This is a genomic window from Streptomyces niveiscabiei (assembly GCF_033794345.1).
In the GTDB taxonomy this organism is placed as follows: Bacteria; Actinomycetota; Actinomycetes; order Streptomycetales; family Streptomycetaceae; genus Streptomyces; species Streptomyces niveiscabiei.
The window spans coordinates 278,138-297,766 of the sequence record NZ_JARAYJ010000004.1; the positions used below are offsets into that span (position 1 = coordinate 278,138).

Annotated in this window: 14 protein-coding genes; 6 read left to right on the top strand and 8 right to left on the bottom strand. The window is 70.6% G+C overall.

Going from position 1 to position 19,629, the window contains the following annotated elements; translation table 11 throughout:
* Positions 1-29: 29 nt before the first annotated feature.
* The 7 genes from PV682_RS07585 to PV682_RS07615 all read right to left on the bottom strand — a co-directional run bounded on the left by PV682_RS07585 (position 30) and on the right by PV682_RS07615 (position 7,879).
* Positions 30-845: an HpcH/HpaI aldolase/citrate lyase family protein gene (locus PV682_RS07585; protein WP_319725356.1), complete on the bottom strand. Its 816-nt coding sequence runs from the start codon at positions 843-845 to the stop codon at positions 30-32.
* On the bottom strand, positions 842-2,032 hold the full coding sequence (locus tag PV682_RS07590) for a CaiB/BaiF CoA transferase family protein (RefSeq protein WP_319725358.1): 1,191 nt from the start codon (positions 2,030-2,032) through the stop codon (positions 842-844). Before PV682_RS07590 ends, PV682_RS07585 begins: the two co-directional genes overlap by 4 nt.
* Positions 2,029-2,922 carry a ribokinase gene (locus PV682_RS07595; RefSeq protein WP_319725360.1) on the bottom strand — a complete coding sequence of 298 codons (894 nt, stop codon included), beginning with the start codon at positions 2,920-2,922 and terminating at the stop codon, positions 2,029-2,031. The genes PV682_RS07590 and PV682_RS07595 overlap by 4 nt, the downstream gene beginning before the upstream one ends.
* Entirely contained in the window at positions 2,919-4,337 is a 1,419-nt protein-coding gene (locus PV682_RS07600; RefSeq protein ID WP_319725362.1) for an ADP-ribosylglycohydrolase family protein, read from the bottom strand. Before PV682_RS07600 ends, PV682_RS07595 begins: the two co-directional genes overlap by 4 nt.
* Positions 4,325-5,491: an ADP-ribosylglycohydrolase family protein gene (locus PV682_RS07605; RefSeq protein ID WP_319725364.1), complete on the bottom strand. Its 1,167-nt coding sequence runs from the start codon at positions 5,489-5,491 to the stop codon at positions 4,325-4,327. Before PV682_RS07605 ends, PV682_RS07600 begins: the two co-directional genes overlap by 13 nt.
* Positions 5,492-5,499: 8 nt before the next feature.
* A complete protein-coding gene (locus PV682_RS07610; protein ID WP_319725610.1) occupies positions 5,500-6,765 on the bottom strand; it encodes an ADP-ribosylglycohydrolase family protein in 1,266 nt (421 codons plus the stop codon).
* Positions 6,766-6,853: 88 nt separating this feature from the next.
* Complete coding sequence (locus PV682_RS07615) at positions 6,854-7,879, bottom strand: ADP-ribosylglycohydrolase family protein (protein WP_319725366.1); 1,026 nt, start codon at positions 7,877-7,879, stop codon at positions 6,854-6,856.
* A 265-nt stretch (positions 7,880-8,144) separates the two neighbouring features.
* Here PV682_RS07615 and PV682_RS07620 point away from each other — a divergent pair, with 265 nt between their 5' ends.
* From PV682_RS07620 to PV682_RS07630, 3 genes are all read left to right on the top strand, one after another.
* Complete coding sequence (locus PV682_RS07620; protein ID WP_319725369.1) at positions 8,145-8,876, top strand: VIT1/CCC1 transporter family protein; 732 nt, start codon at positions 8,145-8,147, stop codon at positions 8,874-8,876.
* Positions 8,877-9,251: 375 nt separating this feature from the next.
* The gene (gltB, locus tag PV682_RS07625) at positions 9,252-13,844 is read left to right on the top strand and encodes a glutamate synthase large subunit (protein ID WP_319725371.1); all 4,593 of its coding nucleotides are present in this window, start codon (positions 9,252-9,254) and stop codon (positions 13,842-13,844) included.
* On the top strand, positions 13,837-15,297 hold the full coding sequence (locus tag PV682_RS07630; protein WP_319725374.1) for a glutamate synthase subunit beta: 1,461 nt from the start codon (positions 13,837-13,839) through the stop codon (positions 15,295-15,297). The genes gltB and PV682_RS07630 overlap by 8 nt, the downstream gene beginning before the upstream one ends.
* A 141-nt stretch (positions 15,298-15,438) precedes the next feature.
* Here the strand turns inward: PV682_RS07630 and PV682_RS07635 are convergent, their stop codons facing one another.
* Complete coding sequence (locus PV682_RS07635; RefSeq protein ID WP_319725376.1) at positions 15,439-16,293, bottom strand: aldo/keto reductase; 855 nt, start codon at positions 16,291-16,293, stop codon at positions 15,439-15,441.
* A gap of 60 nt (positions 16,294-16,353) precedes the next feature.
* Between PV682_RS07635 and PV682_RS07640 the strand changes: the two genes are divergently transcribed.
* The 3 genes from PV682_RS07640 to PV682_RS07650 all read left to right on the top strand — a co-directional run bounded on the left by PV682_RS07640 (position 16,354) and on the right by PV682_RS07650 (position 19,625).
* Entirely contained in the window at positions 16,354-16,695 is a 342-nt protein-coding gene (locus PV682_RS07640; RefSeq protein ID WP_319725612.1) for a MerR family transcriptional regulator, read from the top strand.
* Between the two features lie 63 nt (positions 16,696-16,758).
* The gene (gene qcrB, locus PV682_RS07645; RefSeq protein WP_319725378.1) at positions 16,759-18,372 is read left to right on the top strand and encodes a cytochrome bc1 complex cytochrome b subunit; all 1,614 of its coding nucleotides are present in this window, start codon (positions 16,759-16,761) and stop codon (positions 18,370-18,372) included.
* Between the two features lie 95 nt (positions 18,373-18,467).
* Positions 18,468-19,625 carry an acetyl-CoA C-acetyltransferase gene (locus PV682_RS07650; protein ID WP_319725380.1) on the top strand — a complete coding sequence of 386 codons (1,158 nt, stop codon included), beginning with the start codon at positions 18,468-18,470 and terminating at the stop codon, positions 19,623-19,625.
* Positions 19,626-19,629 lie beyond the last annotated feature (4 nt).

The window sequence follows — 19,629 nt, forward strand, 5'->3', positions numbered from 1 at the left end:
TTCCTGGGCGCCCTTAGTCGTCGTGGATGTCAGCGTGTGATCAGGGACAGGGTTCTGTGGGCCGCCTCCAGGATCGCCCTGTCGATGAAGGTGCCGTCCGGGAGGGCTTGGGCTCCCTCGTTCGCCTCGGCCGCCTTGACGATCGACTCCGCCTTCTCGATCTCCTCCTCCGTGGGGAGGTAGGCCCGCTCGATGACCGGGAGCTGGCGGGGGTGGATGGCCGCTCTGCCTAGGAAGCCCAGGGCCCGGCCTGCCGCGCTGGTGGCGGCCAGGGCGGTGAGATCGCGGGTGTTGGTGTGGACCGACTGGGGCGGGGGCGGGAGGGCGGCGGCCCGGGCGGCGAGGATCGTGCGGGAGCGGGGGTAGGCGAGGGACGCGTCCGAGGTGGTGTTCAGGTCCGCCTTCAGGTCGGCCTCGCCCAGGGCCAGACCCGCCAGGGCGGGGTGCGCGGTGGCGATGGCGTACGCGTTCTCGATCGCCAGGGCTGATTCGAGGAGGGCGTACAGGGGGATCTCGCGGGACAGGAGGCCGGTCGTCGCCGTGATGTCCCGGGGGGTGGTGACCTTCGGGAGGCGCAGGGCCGAGACGCCGGGGAGGGGGGAGAGGGCCGCGAGGTCGGCGCGGGACCAGGGGGTGTCCGGGGCGTTCACGCGGACGTGGATCCGGTGGGCGTGGGGGTCCGAGAGGCGTTCCGCTGTCGCCGCCCGGGCGTAGTCCTTGCGGTCGGGGGAGACCGCGTCCTCCAGGTCGATGATCACCACGTCGGCGCCTGCGGCGAGGGCCTTGGTGACCACCTCGGGGCGGTCGCCGGGGACGTAGAGCCAGGTCAGGGGGAACTTTCTCATACGGCGCCCTGTTCGCGGAGGGTGGCCGACTCCTGGGCGGTCAGGCCGAGTTCGCGGAGGATCTCGTCCGTGTCGGCGCCGTGCGCGCGGCCGGTCCAGCGGATCGCGCCGGGGGTGGCGGAGAGGCGGAAGAGGACGTTCTGCATGAGGAGCGGGCCGAGGTCGGGGTCGTCGACGCGGGTCAGGGTGCCCAGGGCCTCGTACTGGGGATCGTGGACCACGTCGCGGACGTCCTGGACCGGGGCGACAGCGGCCTCTGCCTTCTCGAAGGCCGGGAGGACCTCGTCGCGGGGGCGGGCCGCGATCCACTGGGCCACCGCCTCGTCCAGCACGTCGGCGTGCGCGGCGCGTCCGGCGCCCGTCGCGAACCAGGGCTCGGTGATGAGGTCGGGGCGGCCGACCAGGCGCATCACACGTTCGGCGACGGACTGCGCGGAGGTGGAGACGGCGACCCAGGTGCCGTCGGCCGTGCGGTACGTGTTGCGGGGGGCGTTGTTCGCGGAGCGGTTGCCGGTGCGCTGCTGGACGTGGCCGAGCTGGTCGTACCAGGTCGGCTGCGGGCCCAGGACCGTGAGGATCGGCTCGATGATCGCCATGTCGACGACCTGGCCCTCGCCGGTGAGGTCGCGGGCGGACAGGGCCGTCATGACCGCGTACGCCGTCGCCAGGCCCGCGATGGAGTCGGCGAGGCCGAACGGCGGGAGCGTCGGAGGTCCGTCCGGCTCGCCGGTGACGGCGGCGAAACCGCTCAGCGCCTCCGCGAGGGTGCCGAAGCCGGGGCGGTGCGAGGCGGGGCCGAACTGGCCGAACGCGGTGACGCGCGTGAGGATCAACCGGGGGTTCACGGCGTGGAGTTCGTCCCAGCCGAGGTCCCACCGCTCCAGGGTGCCCGGGCGGAAGTTCTCGATGATCACGTCCGCGGTCTCCGCGAGGCGCAGGAGCGTGGAACGGCCGCCCGGCGTCGAGAGGTTCAGGGTCATCGTGCGCTTGCCCCGGCCCAGGACCTTCCACCACAGGCCGACGCCGTTCTTCGACGGGCCGTGGCCCCGGGACGGGTCCGGCTTCGCCGGGTGCTCGACCTTGATCACCTCCGCGCCGAAGTCACCCAGCAGGGTGGCGGCGAGCGGGCCCGCGAACAGGGTGGCCAGATCCAGGACCCGCAGGCCCCGCAAGGGAGTTGCTGTCATGAGGTGTAGCGCTCCTCGATCTCCTGGCGGTACGGCATCGACGCGGACGCGCCCGGGCGTTCCACCGACAGGGACGCCGCCGCCGTCGCCCAGCGGAGGGACTCGGGCAGGGGGCGTTCCTCGCCGAGGGCTGTCGCCAGGGCGCCGACGAAGGTGTCTCCGGCGGCAGTTGAGTCGACGGGGGTCGTCGGCGGGGTCGGGACCGCGAGGGGGTCGGCCTCTCGGGAGACGTACAGGACTCCTGCCGCGCCCAGCGTGACGATCACCTCCGGGACGTGCGTGAGGAGGTGGCGGGCCGCCTCCACCGGGTCCGTGCGGTCGGTGAGGGTGATCGCCTCGTACTCGCCCGCCACCAACAGGTCGGTGTTCGCGAGGAGTTCGGGCGGGAGGGGGCGGGCCGGGGACGGGGTGAGGACCGTGCGGACGCCGTGGGCCCGCGCCGCCCGTGCTCCCGCGATCACCGCCGGGAGCGGGATCTCCAGCTGGAGCAGCAGCGTGTCCGCCGACGCGATCAACGTCTCGTCGCCGGGGGCCAGATGGTCCACCGTGCCGTTCGCGCCCGGGATCACGACGATCGCGCTGCCGCCGTCCGCGTCCACGACGATGTGGGCCGTGCCGGACGGCGTGTCCATCGTGCGGATGTGGTCCGTGTTCACGCCCGCCGTGTCCAGCGCGGTGCGCAGGCGCGGGCCGTGGGCGTCCGTTCCCACCGCGCCGATCATCGAGACCGTCGCGCCCGCTCTCGACGCCGCGATGGCCTGGTTCGCGCCCTTCCCGCCGGGGGTGGTGCGCAGGTCACGGCCCGTCACCGTCTCGCCGGGGCGTGGGGGGTGGTCCACGTACGTGACCAGGTCCATGTTCGTGCTGCCCAGTACGACGATGTGGGTCATGGGCGGGCTGCCTCCACGTGCGTGAGGTGGGCGAGGGTGTCGAAGCCGGTGCCGTCGAAGTCGGCGATCGTCGTGGACAGGCGGTTCTTGAGCGGCGCCGTCCAGTGGGGCGGGGGCGGGCCGGTGAGGAGGGCCGCGATGCCGCCCGCTGTCGCGCCGTTGGAGTCCGTGTCCCAACCTCCCGATACCGTGCGGCAGATGGACGCCGTGAAGTCACCGTCCGCGTGGGTCAGGGCGGCTGCGATCAGTGCGGTGTTCGGGATCGCGTGGACCCAGTGGTAGTGGCCGTGGGTGGCGTGCAGTTCGTCCACGACTCTGTCGAAGTCCCGTTCCGTCCGGGCCAGTTGGATCGCCTCCGTGACTGCCTTGTGCAGGCGGGAGGTTGAGGGGATCAGGTCCAGGGCTCTGGCGAGGCAGGTGTGGATGTCGTGCGTGCGTGCCGTTGCCGTCGCGATCGTCGCCGCGATGAACATCGCCGCGTAGACGCCGTTCGCCGTGTGCGTCAACGTCGCGTCCCTGTACGCCTGTTCTGCCGCCGCGCCCGGGTTTCCCGGGTTCGTCCAGCCGTGGACGTCCGCGCGGATCAGCGCGCCGATCCACTCCCTGAACGGGTTGTTGTGGTGGGCCGTCCTCGGCGGGTCGATGCCGGTGAGGAGGTTGCGGTACGCGATCCGCTCCGCCGTGAACGTCCGGCCCGCCGGGAGTTCGTCCAGCCAGAGTCTCGCCACGTCCTCCGTCGTGAAGTCTCTGCCGTGGCGCTGGAGGAGGAGCAGGTTCAGGAGGGGGTAGTTCAGGTCGTCGTCCTCCGGCATGCCGTCGATGTTCTCGGCGAGGGAGGTCGTGGCCGAGCGGCGGTTCCAAGGGTGCTCGGCCAGCAGGGAGTCGGGGACGCCCTTCGCCGTGAAGTAGGTGTTCAGGGGCCAGTTGCCGGTGGATTTCGCGAGGGCCCGGATGGCGTGGAGGGGGAGTTTCTCGACGGGTTTGCCGAGGAGACAGCCGACGGCTCTGCCTAGCCAGGCGGATTCGAAGGTGCGGTTCGCCGTAGGGGCGAGAGCTGAGTGGGCGGGTGCGGGATCGTCGTGGCTTGTCGCGCAGTTCCCCGCGCCCCTGAGGTGGGTGGGGATGAGGGTGGTTTGTCGAGTGGCGGTTGCGTCTCGGATCGCGAGCCAGTCCGTCGGTTCCGCTGTTGCCAACCTGCTCGGCCGGGCTGCCAGTTCCGTCAGGAGCGTGGTCGCCAAGTCGCTTAGGTGGGGCGGTGGTTGGGTGGGGGAGGCGCCCGCTCTTTCGGGGGCCTCTCTGCCGCCCGCTCGGTGCCAGCGGGTTGCGATGTCGCTCGCTTCTCTGCCGTCTTCCCTCGCCTGGCGGAGTTCGTGGCCCAGGAGGTCCTCCGGCTGGAGCCAGGTCAGGCGGAGCACAGGTGCGCTCCCAGCGTGGTGAAGGCCGACTCGTGTGTTCTGCGGCGTTCTACATCCTTGACGAAGACTTCCCTCGTCACCTCCGCGAGGGTTTCTGCCGGCTCCCAGAGGTTCAACTTGCTCGCCGCTGCCACCTCGTCGGACCAGTCGCTCGGGGGTGCCGAGCCCAGCGCTCCGGCCAGGGCTCCTGTCATCGTCGCGATCGAGTCGCAGTCTCTGCCGTAGTTGACGGCGCCCAGGACCGCCGGCTCGTAGGCGCCGTCCGTGATCAGCAACATGGCCAGGGCGATGGGGAGTTCCTCGATCGCGTGGAGGCGGGAGGGGCGGCGGGCGTTCAGGGAGGGGGCGCGGTAGTCGGGGCCCACCGTGTCGTAGGGGGCGATGGCTTCCCGTAGGGGGGCCAGGGCTGATTCCGGGTCCGTGTGGTGGGTCGCCGTCTCCGCCACCTTCTCGATCGCCGTTCTCGTGCCGTCCTTCGCCAGGGCCAGGCAGGTGGTGACGACCGAGGTGGGGGTCGCGTCGGGGGTGCACGCCGCCGATACCGCCGCCGCGAAGACTCCCGCCGCCTCGCGGCCGTACGAGGACTGGTGGGCGCCCGCGATGTCCAGGGCCTCGGCGTACGCGGCTTTGGGGTTGGCCGCGTTGATCAGGCCGACCGGGGCCATGTACATCGCGGCGCCGCAGTTGACGATGTTGCCCACGCCGGCTTCCCGGGGGTCGGCGTGGGCGTAGTGGAGGCGGGTGGCGAGCCACTTCTCCGCGAGGAAGAGGCGGTGCAGGAGGAGGGTCTCCGCTTCCAGTTCCGGGATCCAGCGGGGGGTTGTCATCAGGTCCGGGACCAGGTGGTCGGCGATCGCGTACGCGTCGAGGTGGTCGCGGACCTTCGCGTAGACCCTGATCAGCGCGTGCGTCATCAGGGTGTCGTCCGTGATGTGGCCGTTCCCCTTGTGGTACGGGGCGATCGGGCGGGCCGTGCGCCAGTCGTCGCCGTTCCAGGGGCCCACGATGCCGGTGACTCTGCCGCCGTGGCGGGCGAGGATCTGGGCGGGGGAGTAGCCCTCCACGGGGCCGCCGAGCGCGTCGCCCACCGCCGCGCCGACCAGGGCGGCGGTGATGCGGTCCTCCAGGGATGTTTGGGGGGTTTTGTCTGGCATGAGGTGAATCATGCTCCTGTTGTGGGCGGTTGTGCGGCTTCCAGGAGTTCGGCGAGTTCCAGGAGGTCGGTGCCGGTGAGGCGGGGGAGGGTGCAGCCGGAGAGCGTGCGGGAGGTGGTGCGCCAGGTGTCGGGGATCGCCGCCGCGCCGCCGATCGCGCCGGTCAGGGCGCCGGTGAGGGCCGGGGTGGAGTCGGCGACCCTGGAGAGGCAGGTCGCCGCGGGGATCGCCTCGGCGATACGGCCGTGCGCGGCGAGGGAGATCGCGAGGGTCACCGGGACCGTCTCCGCCGCCGCGATGCCGTAGCTGTAGACGTGGTCCACGATCTGGTGCTCCAGCAACGGGATCAGGGCGAACGCCGAGTCCGTCGTCTCCGCCAGGTGCAGGGCGTGGCGGGCGTTTCTGCCGATCTCTGTCTCCGGGGGGAGTTGGGCCAGGGCCGCCTGTACGCAGGTTTCGATCGGTTCGCCGGTCAGGGCCAAGGAGATCGCCGCCGCCATGGCCCTCGCGCCGTGCACTCCGTCGCCGTCCTGGGTGTAGCGGGCGTCGAACTCCGCGAGGTCCGCTGCTCGTTCCGGGTCTCCCGGGTGGGTCGTGGCCAGGACACAGGCCCTTACGCAGGCCGCGTCGTCGAAGTAGTGCGGGTTGTCGTGGCCCGTCGCCGGGGGGCGTAGGCCCGCTGCGAGGTTCGTCAGGCCGGCTCTCACCGAGATGCGGGCGCGGAGGGGGAGTACCGCTGATTCGATCTCCGGGGCCCTTGTCGTCGCGGCGGCCACCTCTGCCGCGAGGGACGTCCAGGTCAGGTCGATCGCCGTTCTTGTGCGGTGGTCCCTGCTCAGGTCGTTCAGGGTGGTGGGGTCCGTGGTGCGCAGGAGGGTCTGGGCGGTCAGGGCTGCCCATTCCGCGTCGTCCGAGGGGCCCAGGTGGAGGGGGGCCGGGGGCTGGTTCAGGGCGATGGGGACGGGGAGGGTGGTGGTGGCGTTCTGTTCCGCGAAGGTGTCCAGTTCGCGGGTGAGGCGGCGGGTCCAGTCGGGCATGCGGGTTGCTCTGTGGCGGGCGGAGGGCCAGCCGGTGGCGTCGCCGGTGGCCAGGCCGAGGAGCATGCCGGTGACTGGACGCCGGGCCTTGGCTTCGCCATCGGCCTGGTGTTTCCCGCCCGCACCACCCGTGCGGGTTGCGTTGTCGGGTGCGGGATTTTCCTGTGGGGGGTGCGCTTCGTCGGCGGCTTGCGGGTTGGGGTGGGGGCCTCTGTGGGGGGTGGTTCTGTCGTACAGCGGGTGCGATGCGCTGTTCTTCCTTGGTGTCACGTACGTGTCCTGATCTCCTCGTCGGTTCCCCCTGCCCCCCGTCGCCCCCCTCGCCTCACCTCTCCTCCCCGCCCTCCGCCGCCAGCGCGTAGTCCGCTCTTGTCGGGGTCCACTTCGTGCTCTCCGTCTGGATGAGGAGTTCGGCTACGTCGAGGACGTGGTGGCCGGCCATTTCGGGGAGGCAGGAGCCTTTTGCGGGGCCGATGGCCTTGGCCCAGGTCGGAGGGATGGCTGAGGCGCCCTGGGTTGCTCCGGAGAGGGCGCCTGCGACTGCTGCTGTCGTGTCCGCGTCTCTGCCCATGTTCACCGCCGTGAGGACTGAGGACTCGAAGTCGGCGTTGGCGTAGGCGTAGGCGCCGAAGGAGAGGGCCACGGCCTCGGGGGCCAGGTCGGTCCAGGGGTAGCCGGGGATGATGACGGCGGTGCGGATGGCGCGTTCGCCTTGGTGGGCGTGGGCTACTGCGCGGCGGAGGGAGCGGGCGGTCCAGGAGTCGTCGGGGATGACGGCCAGGGCGGAGGCGATGACGGTGATGGGGGGTGCGCCGGTCATGGCGGTGGCCACGCCTGCGGCTACCGCCTGGCCGCCGTAGATGCCTTCGCCCTCGTGGCTCACCGAGCCGTCGATCGCGGCGAGGCGGGCCGCTTCCGCCGGGCGGCCTGCCGCGAAGACGCCGAAGACGGCCGCGCGCATCGCGAGGCCGTCGCTCCAGGCGTGGCGGTGCTGGGCGGTGACGGGGGCGGTGAGGCCGCGGCGGAGGTTCTCGAGGGTGCCGCGTTCGCTGAAGCCGGCGCCTCGGAAGGGGCCTTCGTCGCGGTCGGCGATCCAGGCGTGCCAGGCGGATTCGACGTGGGCGGGGGTGAGGGCGGAGCCGTGGCGGGCGAGGAGGAGGCCGGAGAGGATCGCGTACTCGGTGTCGTCGGTGCCGGCGGGGGTGTCGGTGACGTACCCGGTGATGCGGCCCCAGCGGGCGCGGATCTCGGAGGGCTTCATGTTCTCCGCCGGGGCGCCGAGGGCGTCGCCCACGGCGAGGCCGAGCAGGGCGCCTCTCGCTCGTTCACGCAGCGCTGCGATGGATGCCATACGTGAACCTCCGGGGGAGAGGGGCGGGTCAGTGATCAGATCTGTCCCACCATTGGCGGTTGACCTCAGCCTGGAAGCCCCTTTTGTCACCCGGACGACTTTTGAGCGGGACCCACAACTAATGAGCGTCTGGCGGTAAAACCGCAGGTTAGCCCAGCCTTTCCTTGCTGGCGGGCGGGGAATCATCGACATAGTCTCGGTGCTGTAGAGAATTAGAACTTGTCCAAAGTTAGCTTTGGCTTAGCTTGCCCGGGATGGAAAGAACATGGCTCTCATCGACGTCGAGGCGCCGCTGCACGAGGCGCACCGCGACAACCACACCCACCGTGACGTCAACGGCGGCTGGCTCAGGCCGGCGGTGTTCGGGGCGATGGACGGGCTGGTGTCCAACCTCGCGCTGATGACCGGCGTCGCGGGCGGCGACCTGGGGCACCAGGCCGTCGTCCTCACCGGACTCGCGGGCCTCGCGGCGGGCGCCTTCTCGATGGCGGCCGGCGAGTACACCTCCGTCGCCTCGCAGCGGGAGCTGGTGGAGGCGGAGCTGGACGTGGAGCGCGCGCAACTGCGCAGGCACCCGGCGGACGAGGAGGCCGAGCTGGCCGCGCTGTACGAGGCGCGGGGCGTGGACGCGCCGCTCGCCAAGGAGGTCGCCCGGCAGCTGTCGCGCGACCCCGAGATGGCGCTGGAGATCCACGCGCGCGAGGAGCTGGGGATCGACCCCTCGGACCTGCCCTCGCCGCTGGTCGCCGCCGTCTCGTCGTTCGGGGCGTTCGCGATGGGCGCGCTGCTGCCGGTGCTGCCGTACCTGCTGGGGGCGAGCGCGCTGTGGCCGGCCGTGCTGGTGGCGCTGCTGGGGCTCTTCCTGTGCGGGGCGGTCGTCGCGCGCGTGACCGCGCGGACCTGGTGGTACAGCGGGCTGCGGCAGTTGGCGCTGGGAGGCGCGGCGGCGGGTGTGACGTACGTCCTGGGCACTCTGTTCGGTACGGCCGTAGGATAAGGGGGCTGCTAGGTATGCGAGGGACCGTATAAATAGCCGTTACTCGCTGGTTTCGGATGCGTGACCACGGGGCATGAGCCGTAAGCGCTGTGGGCAACGACGCCTGTGGCATACGCGCGGGATGGGTGAAGACGCCCCTTCCGTACTCCCCCAGGAACGACGGACACCGATCTGTCCCGCTCGCTCCCACACATTTTCAGCCGCCCCGCGCGGCACCCGCCGCGACCCCACGGCGTCCACATGTTGGAACGGTTTATCCACTTCCCGAGAACCGTCCCATCATGTAACCTGCACGAAATTTTGCACTTACGCAGAGGGCCAACGTCGTCCCTCGGCAACGCAGATATGCCACTTGAGACGACGACGGGAGAGCCGATGCGTACGCCGCGCCAGCCGTCCCAGCACTCCGCGAATGGCCAGAACTGGTCCTTCATGGATGCTCGCCCTGCCGCGCAGGGTATGTACGACCCCCGTAACGAGCACGACGCCTGCGGCGTCGGCTTCGTGGCCACCCTCACCGGCGAGGCGAGCCACACGCTGGTCGAGCAGGCGCTGACCGTTCTGCGCAACCTCGAACACCGCGGCGCCACCGGCTCCGAGCCCGACTCGGGCGACGGCGCGGGCATCCTGACCCAGGTCCCGGACGCCTTCTTCCGCGAGGTCACCGGATTCGAGCTGCCCGCGGCCGGTTCGTACGCCGTCGGCATCGCCTTCCTCCCCGAGGACGGCACCGAGGACGCCGTCTCGCGGATCGAGACGATCGCCGGCGAGGAGGGCCTCACCGTCCTCGGCTGGCGTGAGGTCCCCGTCGCCCCCGGCCTGCTCGGCGCCACCGCACGCTCCACGATGCCCGCCTTCCGCGAGGTCTTCGTCGCCGACGGCGAGTCCGAGGGCATCGTCCTCGACCGCAAGGCGTTCGCGCTGCGCAAGCGCGCCGAGCGCGAGGCCGGCGTCTACTTCCCGTCGCTGTCCGCGCGGACCATCGTCCACAAGGGCATGCTGACCACCGGCCAGCTGGAGCCGTTCTTCCCGGACCTCTCCGACCGCCGCTTCGCCTCGGCCGTCGCGCTCGTCCACTCCCGGTTCTCCACGAACACCTTCCCGTCGTGGCCGCTCGCCCACCCCTACCGGTTCGTCGCGCACAACGGCGAGATCAACACCGTCAAGGGCAACCGCAACTGGATGGTCGCCCGCGAGTCGCAGCTCGTCAGTGATCTGTTCGGCGACAAGGGCATCGAGCGGATCTTCCCGATCTGCACCCCCGACGCCTCCGACTCCGCCTCCTTCGACGAGGTCCTGGAGCTGCTGCACCTCGGCGGGCGCTCCCTGCCGCACTCCGTGCTGATGATGATCCCGGAGGCGTGGGAGAACCACGACTCGATGGACCCGGCCCGGCGCGCGTTCTACCAGTTCCACTCCACGCTGATGGAGCCCTGGGACGGCCCCGCCTGTGTCACCTTCACCGACGGCACCCAGGTCGGCGCGGTCCTCGACCGCAACGGCCTGCGCCCCGGCCGCTACTGGGTCACCGACGACGGCCTCGTCGTCCTCGGCTCCGAGGTCGGCGTCCTGGACATCGACCCCGCGAAGGTCGTCCGCAAGGGCCGCCTCCAGCCCGGCAAGATGTTCCTCGTCGACACCGCCGAGCACCGCATCATCGAGGACGACGAGATCAAGGCGTCCCTCGCCGCCGAGGCGCCGTACGCGGAGTGGCTGGAGACCGGCGAGATCGAGCTCGGCGACCTGCCCGAGCGCGAGCACATCGTCCACACCCACGCCTCCGTCACCCGCCGCCAGCAGACCTTCGGGTACACCGAGGAGGAGCTGCGCGTCATCCTCGCCCCGATGGCGAAGGCCGGCGCCGAGCCGATCGGCTCGATGGGCACCGACTCGCCGATCGCGGCGCTCTCCAGCCGCCCCCGGCTGCTGTTCGACTACTTCACGCAGCTCTTCGCGCAGGTCACCAACCCTCCGCTGGACGCCATCCGCGAGGAGCTGGTCACCTCCCTGCGCTCCTCGCTGGGCCCCCAGGGCAACCTGCTGGAGCCGAGCGCGGCCTCCTGTCGTACCGTCACCCTGCCGTTCCCGGTGATCGACAACGACGAGCTGGCCAAGCTCATCCACATCAACGCCGACGGCGACATGCCCGGCTTCAAGGCCGCGACCCTGTCGGGCCTGTACCGGGTCAGCGGGGGCGGTGAGTCCCTCGCCGCGCGCATCGACGAGATCTGCGCCGAGGCCGACGCCGCGATCGACAACGGCGCCCGCCTGATCGTCCTCTCGGACCGGCACTCCGACGCCGAGCACGCGCCGATCCCCTCGCTGCTGCTGACCGCCGCCGTCCACCACCACCTCATCCGCACCAAGCAGCGCACCCAGGTGGGCCTGCTGGTCGAGGCCGGGGACGTCCGCGAGGTCCACCACGTCGCCCTGCTGATCGGCTTCGGCGCCGCCGCCGTCAACCCGTACCTGGCGATGGAGTCCGTCGAGGACCTCGTCCGCGCGGGCACCTTCCTCTCGGACATCGAGCCCGAGCAGGCCATCCGCAACCTGATCTACGCGCTCGGCAAGGGCGTCCTCAAGGTCATGTCCAAGATGGGCATCTCGACCGTCGCCTCCTACCGGGGCGCCCAGGTCTTCGAGGCCGTCGGCCTTGAGGACGCGTTCGTCGAGAAGTACTTCAACGGCACCGCCAGCAAGATCGGCGGCGTCGGCATCGACGTCGTCGCCCAGGAGGTCGCAGCGAGGCACGCCAAGGCGTACCCCGCCTCCGGCATCGCCCCGGCGCACCGCGCGCTGGAGATAGGCGGCGAGTACCAGTGGCGCCGCGAGGGCGAGCCGCACCTCTTCGACCCGGAGACGGTCTTCCGCCTCCAGCACGCGACGCGCTCCGGCCGCTACGACATCTTCAAGAAGTACACGGACCGCGTGAACGAGCAGTCCGAGCGCCTCATGACGCTGCGCGGGCTCTTCGGCTTCAAGAGCGAGCGGCCGTCGATCTCGATCGACGAGGTCGAGTCCGTCGAGGACATCGTCAAGCGCTTCTCCACCGGCGCCATGTCCTACGGCTCGATCTCCCGCGAGGCCCACGAGACCCTCGCCATCGCCATGAACCAGCTGGGCGGCAAGTCCAACACCGGTGAGGGCGGCGAGGACCCGGAGCGCCTGTACGACCCGGCGCGCCGTTCCTCGATCAAGCAGGTCGCCTCCGGCCGCTTCGGCGTGACGAGCGAGTACCTGGTCAACGCGGACGACATCCAGATCAAGATGGCCCAGGGCGCCAAGCCCGGCGAGGGCGGCCAGCTGCCCGGTCACAAGGTCTACCCGTGGGTCGCCAAGACGCGTCACTCGACGCCGGGCGTCGGCCTCATCTCGCCGCCGCCGCACCACGACATCTACTCCATCGAGGACCTGGCTCAGCTGATCCACGACCTGAAGAACGCGAACCCGCAGGCGCGGATTCACGTGAAGCTGGTCTCCGAGGTCGGCGTCGGCACGGTCGCGGCGGGTGTGTCCAAGGCGCACGCGGACGTCGTCCTGATCTCCGGCCACGACGGCGGTACGGGTGCCTCGCCGCTGACGTCTCTCAAGCACGCCGGTGGTCCCTGGGAGCTGGGGCTCGCCGAGACGCAGCAGACGCTGCTGCTCAACGGCCTGCGCGACCGGATCGTCGTCCAGACCGACGGGCAGCTCAAGACCGGCCGTGACGTCGTCATCGCCGCGCTGCTCGGCGCCGAGGAGTTCGGTTTCGCGACCGCGCCGCTCGTCGTCTCCGGCTGCGTCATGATGCGCGTCTGCCACCTCGACACCTGCCCCGTCGGCATCGCCACGCAGAACCCCGTCCTGCGCGACCGGTTCGCGGGCAAGGCCGAGTACGTCGTGAACTTCTTCCGGTTCATCGCCGAGGAGGTCCGCGAGCTGCTGGCCGAGCTGGGCTTCCGGTCGATCGAGGAGGCCGTCGGGCACGCCGAGCTCCTTGACGTCGAGCGGGCCGTGGACCACTGGAAGGCGCAGGGCCTCGACCTGGCCCCGCTGTTCCACGTCCCCGCGCTGCCCGAGGGCGCCGTGCTGCACCAGACGGTCGCCCAGGACCACGGCCTGGAGAAGGCCCTCGACAACGAGCTGATCAAGCTCGCCGCCGACGCGCTCGCCGCCTCCGACGCGACGTCCGCGCAGCCGGTGCGCGCACAGGTCAAGGTCCGCAACATCAACCGCACCGTCGGGACGATGCTCGGGCACGAGGTGACGAAGAAGTTCGGCGGCGCCGGCCTGCCCGACGACACCATCGACATCACCTTCACCGGGTCCGCCGGCCAGTCCTTCGGCGCCTTCCTGCCGCGCGGTGTCACGCTGCGCCTCGAAGGCGACGCGAACGACTACGTCGGCAAGGGCCTCTCCGGCGGCCGGGTCGTCGTCCGCCCCGACCGGGGCGCCGACCACCTCGCCGAGTACTCGACCATCGCGGGCAACACCATCGCGTACGGCGCGACGGGCGGGGAGCTGTTCCTGCGCGGGCGTACCGGTGAGCGGTTCTGTGTCCGCAACTCCGGGGCGCTGGTCGTCTCCGAGGGCGTCGGCGACCACGGCTGCGAGTACATGACCGGCGGTCACGCGGTCGTCCTCGGCGAGACCGGGCGCAACTTCGCGGCCGGCATGTCCGGTGGCATCGCGTACGTCATCGACCTGAACCGGGACAACGTCAACTCCGGGAACCTCGGCGCGATCGAGGAGCTGTCCGACGACGACAAGCGGTGGCTGCACGGCGTCGTGCGCCGCCACGCCGAGGAGACCGGGTCCACGGTCGCCGAGAAGCTGCTCGCCGACTGGGACGCGTCCGCCGAGCGCTTCACCAAGATCATTCCCAGTACGTACAAGGCAGTGCTCGCCGCCAAGGACGCCGCCGAGCAGGCGGGACTCTCCGAGTCCGAGATCACCGAGAAGATGATGGAGGCGGCGACCAATGGCTGACCCGAAGGGCTTCCTGAACCACGGCCGTGAGGTCGCCAAGTCCCGTCCCGTCGACGTGCGCCTGAAGGACTGGAACGAGGTCTACGTCCCCGGTTCGCTGCTGCCGATCATCTCGAAGCAGGCGTCCCGCTGCATGGACTGCGGCATCCCGTTCTGCCACAACGGCTGTCCCCTCGGGAACCTCATCCCCGAGTGGAACGACTACGCGTACCGCGAGGACTGGACGGCCGCGTCCGAGCGGCTGCACGCCACGAACAACTTCCCCGAGTTCACCGGGCGGCTCTGCCCGGCTCCCTGCGAGTCGGCGTGCGTCCTGGGCATCAACCAGCCCGCCGTCACCATCAAGAACGTCGAAGTCTCCATCATCGACAAGGCGTGGGACGCCGGTACGGTCGCCCCGCAGGCGCCCGAGCGGCTCTCCGGCAAGACCGTCGCCGTCATCGGCTCGGGCCCGGCCGGGCTCGCCGCCGCGCAGCAGCTCACCCGGGCCGGTCACACCGTCGCCGTGTACGAGCGCGCCGACCGCATCGGCGGTCTGCTGCGGTACGGCATCCCCGAGTTCAAGATGGAGAAGCGGCACATCAACCGGCGCATCGAGCAGATGCGCGCGGAAGGGACCCGCTTCCGGACGGGGATCGAGATCGGCCGCGACCTCAAGGCGACCGATCTCAAGAAGCGGTACGACGCCGTCGTCATCGCTGCCGGGGCCACCACCGCGCGCGATCTGCCCGTCCCCGGGCGGGAGTTGAAGGGCATCCACCAGGCGATGGAGTACCTGCCCCTCGCGAACAAGGTGCAGGAGGGCGACTACGTGACGTCCCCCATCACCGCCGAGGGCAAGCACGTCGTCGTCATCGGCGGCGGTGACACCGGGGCGGATTGCGTCGGCACCGCGCACCGCCAGGGCGCCGCGTCCGTCACGCAGCTGGAGATCATGCCGCGCCCCAGCGAGGACCGTCCGGCCGGGCAGCCCTGGCCGACCTTCCCCATGCTGTACAAGGTGACCTCCGCGCACGAGGAGGGCGGCGAGCGGGTCTACTCCGTCTCCACGACCCACTTCGAGGGCGACGAGGAGGGCAACGTGCAGTGGCTGCACCTCGTCGAGGTCGAGTTCGTCGAGGGCAAGCTCACCCAGAAGCCCGGCACCGAGCGGAAGATCCCCGCCCAACTCGTCACGCTCGCCATGGGGTTCACCGGCACGGACCGGGAGAACGGGCTCGTGGAACAGTTCGGGCTCGACCTGGACGAGCGCGGGAACATCGCCCGCGACGCCGAGTTCCAGACGAACGTGCCCGGCGTGTTCGTCGCCGGTGACGCCGGGCGCGGACAGTCCCTCATCGTCTGGGCCATCGCCGAGGGCCGCTCCGCCGCCCGCGGCTGCGACCGGTTCCTCACGGGCGCCAGCGACCTGCCGGCCCCGATCCGCCCGACGGACCGCTCCCTGATGGTCTGACGGCCTCACAAGACGTCCCGTACAAAGGCGTACGGAACACCAGACGGCGCCTGCCCAACTGTCCCCGACCGGACGACAGGGCAGGCGTCGCCGCACGTCCGCACGAGGTCCAGGAGACCGCGCCCACGCGGGCGCGCGGCGTCATCCGATCCGCTTGAACTGTTCCTCGGTGAGCCGCAGTCGGAGCGCCGCCACGTTCTCCGCGAGGTGGGCGGGCGAGGACGTGCCGGGGATCGGGACGACGTTCGGGGCGCGGTGCAGGAGCCAGGCCAGGGCGAGTCGGGAGACCGTCGTGTCCAACTCGGCGGCCAGCGTGCCGAGTCGGGGTGCCGCGTCGCCGACGGTCACCGGGAAGTAGGGGAGGAAGGCGATGCCGTGCGCGGCGGTGTGGTCGACGACCGGTTCGTGGGTGCGGTCGGCGAGGTTGTAGAGGTTCTGGACGCTGGCGATCTCGGCCGTCTCCGAGGCTTCCGCCAGCTCCGCCACGGTGACTTCGGAGAGGCCGATGTGGCGGACCTTGCCCTCGTCCTGGAGCTGCTTCAACGCGCCGACCTGGTCGGCCAGGGGGTACTCGGGGTCGACGCGGTGGAGCTGGAACAGGTCGATCCGGTCGGTGCGCAGCCGGCGCAGGCTCAGTTCCGCCTGCTGGCGGAGGTAGGCGGGGTGGCCGTGGGTGATCCACTCGCCGGGGCTCGGGCGCAGGACGCCCGCCTTCGTCGCGACGGCCACCTCGTCGCCGTAGGGCCGCAGCGCCTCGGCGAGCAGTTCCTCGCTCTCGCCGAGGGCGTACGCGTCGGCCGTGTCGAAGAGGTTCACGCCCAGCTCGACCGCCTCGCGCAGCAGGGCGATCGACTCGGTGCGGTCGGTGGGGGCGGTCCAGATCGGGGCGGTCATGCCGGAGCGCTCGTGCGGCGCGCCGGACAGGCGCATCGCGCCGTAGCCGATCCTGCGTACGGGAAGGTCGCCGCCGATGAGGAATACGTCTGTGTCGGTCATGGCTGAGACGCTAGGACGTCACACCGGTGTGAGTTTCAAGTCGACGTGAGCGGGGTCACAGTGCGGATCGGGGAGCTGAGCGAGGAGACCGGCGTCGCCGTTCGGCTCCTGCGGTACTACGAGGAGCAGGGGCTTCTCGACGCCGGGCGCACCCCCGGCGGGCATCGCGTGTACGCCGACGACGCCCCCGTCGTCGTCCGCCGTATCCGCGTCCTGCTCGACGCCGGGCTGCCGACCCGGGTCATCCGCGAGGTGCTGGACTGCGTCTGTGGCGGCGACGCCGAGGTCGAGCCGTGCCTGACGCCGCTGCTCAGGGAGCAACTGGACGGCATCGAGGGGCGGATCGCCCGCCTGGAGGGCTCCCGCGCTTCCCTCACGAGACTCCTCACGCCTCTGACGTAACATCAACTTCCTTCTTTGATCGCCCTGTTGGCGTAACCCCTCGCTCGTGCCACCCTGTGGTTCATGGCTGACGGGGTGCGTACGGACAGCAAGGGCAAGGGCGAGGCTTTCGCCGACTGGGCCGATGGGCGGCTCGGGATATACGGGCTGGCCAAGGCCAATCTGCGGAAGGTGTTTCCGGATCACTGGTCGTTCATGCTGGGGGAGGTCTGCCTCTACAGCTTCATCGTGCTGATCCTGACCGGGGTCTATCTGACGTTGTTCTTCGATCCCAGTAGTTCCGAGGTGATCTACAACGGCAGTTACACCCCGCTGAACGGGGTGAGCATGACGCAGGCGTACGAGTCGACGCTGGACATCAGTTTCGATGTGCGGGGCGGGCTGCTGATCCGGCAGATCCATCACTGGGCGGCGCTGGTGTTCGTCGCCGGGATGCTGATCCACATGATGCGGGTGTTCTTCACGGGCGCGTTCAGGAAGCCGCGCGAGATGAACTGGGTGTTCGGGTGGACGCTGCTGTTCCTGGGGATCATGACCGGGCTGACGGGGTACTCGCTGCCGGACGACCTGCTGTCCGGCACCGGGCTGCGGTTCGCGCAGGGCGCGATCCTGGCGATCCCGGTCGTCGGGACGTACATCGCGTTCTTCCTGTTCGGCGGCGAGTGGCCCGGCGTCGACTTCATCTCGCGCCTCTACCCGATCCACATCCTGCTGCTGCCGGGGATCATGCTGGGCCTGGTCGTCGCGCACCTGATCCTGGTCTTCTACCACAAGCACACGCAGTACCCGGGCCCGGGCAAGGACGAGAAGTCCGTGGTCGGGATGCCCTTCATGCCGGTGTACATGGCGAAGGCGGGCGGCTTCTTCTTCCTGGTGTTCGGGGTGCTCGCCCTGATGGGCGGCATCGCGACGATCAACCCGGTGTGGGCGTTCGGCCCCTACCGCCCGGACCTCGTGACGACCGGCGCGCAGCCGGACTGGTACCTCGGGTTCTCGGAGGGGCTGATCCGCGTGATGCCGGCGTGGGAGATCAACGCCTGGGGCCACACCCTCCAGCTGGGCGTGTTCATCCCGTTCACCCTGTTCCCGCTGATCCTCGTGGCGCTCGGCGTCTACCCGTTCGTCGAGGCGTGGATCACCGGCGACAAACGGGAGCACCATGTCCTCGACCGCCCCCGGAACGTCCCCGTCCGCACGGGACTCGGCGTCGCCTGGCTGACGCTGTACGGCGTCCTGCTGATCGGCGGCGGCAACGACATCGTCGCCACGCACCTCCACCTGTCGATCAACGCGATCACCTGGTTCGTCCGCATCGGCGTCTTCGTCCTCCCCGTCCTCGCCTTCGTCCTCACCAAACGCATCTGCCTCGGCCTCCAGCGCAGCGACCGGGACAAGGTGCTGCACGGCAGGGAGACCGGCACGATCAAACGCCTCCCGCACGGCGAGTACATCGAGGTCCATGAGCCCCTCACGCAGGCCCAGTTGCACACCCTCACCCAGCACGAGCAGCCGGCGCCGTACGAGATCGGCGCGCGCGTCGACGCGAACGGGGTCCGGCGGCAGGTGGGCGCGGTGCAGCGGGTGCGCGAGCGCCTCGCGAGGGCGATGTTCGGACCGGGCACGCAGATCGCGAAACCGACGGTGAAGGAGTACAAGGAGCTGACGCGGGGCCACTGAACCCCGGCGCCGGGCCATGGCTCTTCCCTAGCAAGCGCTTGGTGGGTATGGTGCCCGCACCCGCCCCACGCAGGGAAGTCCGCCAGGGAGTCGCCATGGCCGAGGCATACATCGTCGAAGCGGTCCGCACACCGATCGGGAAGCGGAAGGGAGGGCTCGGCGGCGTGCACCCGGCGGATCTCGGGGCGCACGTACTGAAGGCGCTGGTGGGCCGCGCCGGCATCGACCCCGCCGCCGTCGAGGACGTCGTCTTCGGCTGCCTGGACGCCGTCGGACCGCAGGCCGGGGACATCGCCCGCACCTGCTGGCTCGCCGCCGGGCTCCCCGAGGAGGTGCCCGGCGTCACCGTCGACCGGCAGTGCGGGTCCTCCCAGCAGGCCCTGCACTTCGCCGCGCAGGCCGTCATGTCCGGGACGCAGGACCTCGTCGTCGCCGGCGGCGTCCAGAACATGACACAGATCCCCATCGCCTACGCGACCCGGCAAGCGGCCGTCGGACTCGGCTTCACCGAGGGGCCGTTCGCGGGCAGCGAGGGGTGGCGGGCGCGGTACGGGAACCGGCCCGTCAACCAGTTCGCGGGAGCCGAGATGATCGCCGCGAAGTGGGGGATCAGCCGGGAGGCGCAGGAGGAGTTCGCGCTCACCTCGCACCGCAGGGCTCTGCGGGCCGTCGACGAGGGCCGGTTCGTACGGGAGACCGTGCCCTTCAAGGACGTCGACGTCGACGAGGGCCCCCGCCGGGACACCTCGCTGGAGAAGATGGCCGCGCTCAAACCGGTCATCGACGGCGGGACCGTCACCGCCGCGTGCTCGTCCCAGGTCTCCGACGGGGCCGCCGCGTTGCTCATCGCCTCCGAACGCGCCGTCCAGGAACACGGGTTGACGCCCCGCGCCCGCGTCCACCACCTCTCCGTACGCGGCGAGGACCCGATCAGGATGCTCACCGCGCCCATCCCGGCGACCGCGCACGCCCTCAAGAAGACCGGCCTGCGGCTCGACCAGATCGACCTCGTCGAGATCAACGAGGCGTTCGCGCCCGTGGTGCTGGCGTGGATCGAGGAGACCGGCGCGGACCCGGAGAAGGTGAACGTCAACGGCGGCGCCATCGCCCTCGGGCATCCCCTGGGCGCCACCGGGGCACGGCTCATGACGACGCTGCTGCACGAACTGGAGCGCGTGGAAGGACGGTTCGGGCTCCAGACCATGTGCGAGGGCGGGGGACAGGCCAACGTGACGATCATCGAACGGCTGTGACGGC

Bases quoted from the DNA above. Each gene is read 5' to 3' on its own strand.
- PV682_RS07585 (WP_319725356.1), bottom strand. From the start codon at position 845: ATGAGAAAGTTCCCCCTGACCTGGCTCTACGTCCCCGGCGACCGCCCC.
- PV682_RS07590 (WP_319725358.1), bottom strand. From the start codon at position 2,032: ATGACAGCAACTCCCTTGCGGGGCCTGCGGGTCCTGGATCTGGCCACC.
- PV682_RS07595 (WP_319725360.1), bottom strand. From the start codon at position 2,922: ATGACCCACATCGTCGTACTGGGCAGCACGAACATGGACCTGGTCACG.
- PV682_RS07605 (WP_319725364.1), bottom strand. From the start codon at position 5,491: ATGCCAGACAAAACCCCCCAAACATCCCTGGAGGACCGCATCACCGCC.
- PV682_RS07615 (WP_319725366.1), bottom strand. From the start codon at position 7,879: ATGGCATCCATCGCAGCGCTGCGTGAACGAGCGAGAGGCGCCCTGCTC.
- PV682_RS07620 (WP_319725369.1), top strand. From the start codon at position 8,145: ATGGCTCTCATCGACGTCGAGGCGCCGCTGCACGAGGCGCACCGCGAC.
- gltB (WP_319725371.1), top strand. From the start codon at position 9,252: ATGCGTACGCCGCGCCAGCCGTCCCAGCACTCCGCGAATGGCCAGAAC.
- PV682_RS07630 (WP_319725374.1), top strand. From the start codon at position 13,837: ATGGCTGACCCGAAGGGCTTCCTGAACCACGGCCGTGAGGTCGCCAAG.
- PV682_RS07635 (WP_319725376.1), bottom strand. From the start codon at position 16,293: ATGACCGACACAGACGTATTCCTCATCGGCGGCGACCTTCCCGTACGC.
- qcrB (WP_319725378.1), top strand. From the start codon at position 16,759: ATGGCTGACGGGGTGCGTACGGACAGCAAGGGCAAGGGCGAGGCTTTC.
- PV682_RS07650 (WP_319725380.1), top strand. From the start codon at position 18,468: ATGGCCGAGGCATACATCGTCGAAGCGGTCCGCACACCGATCGGGAAG.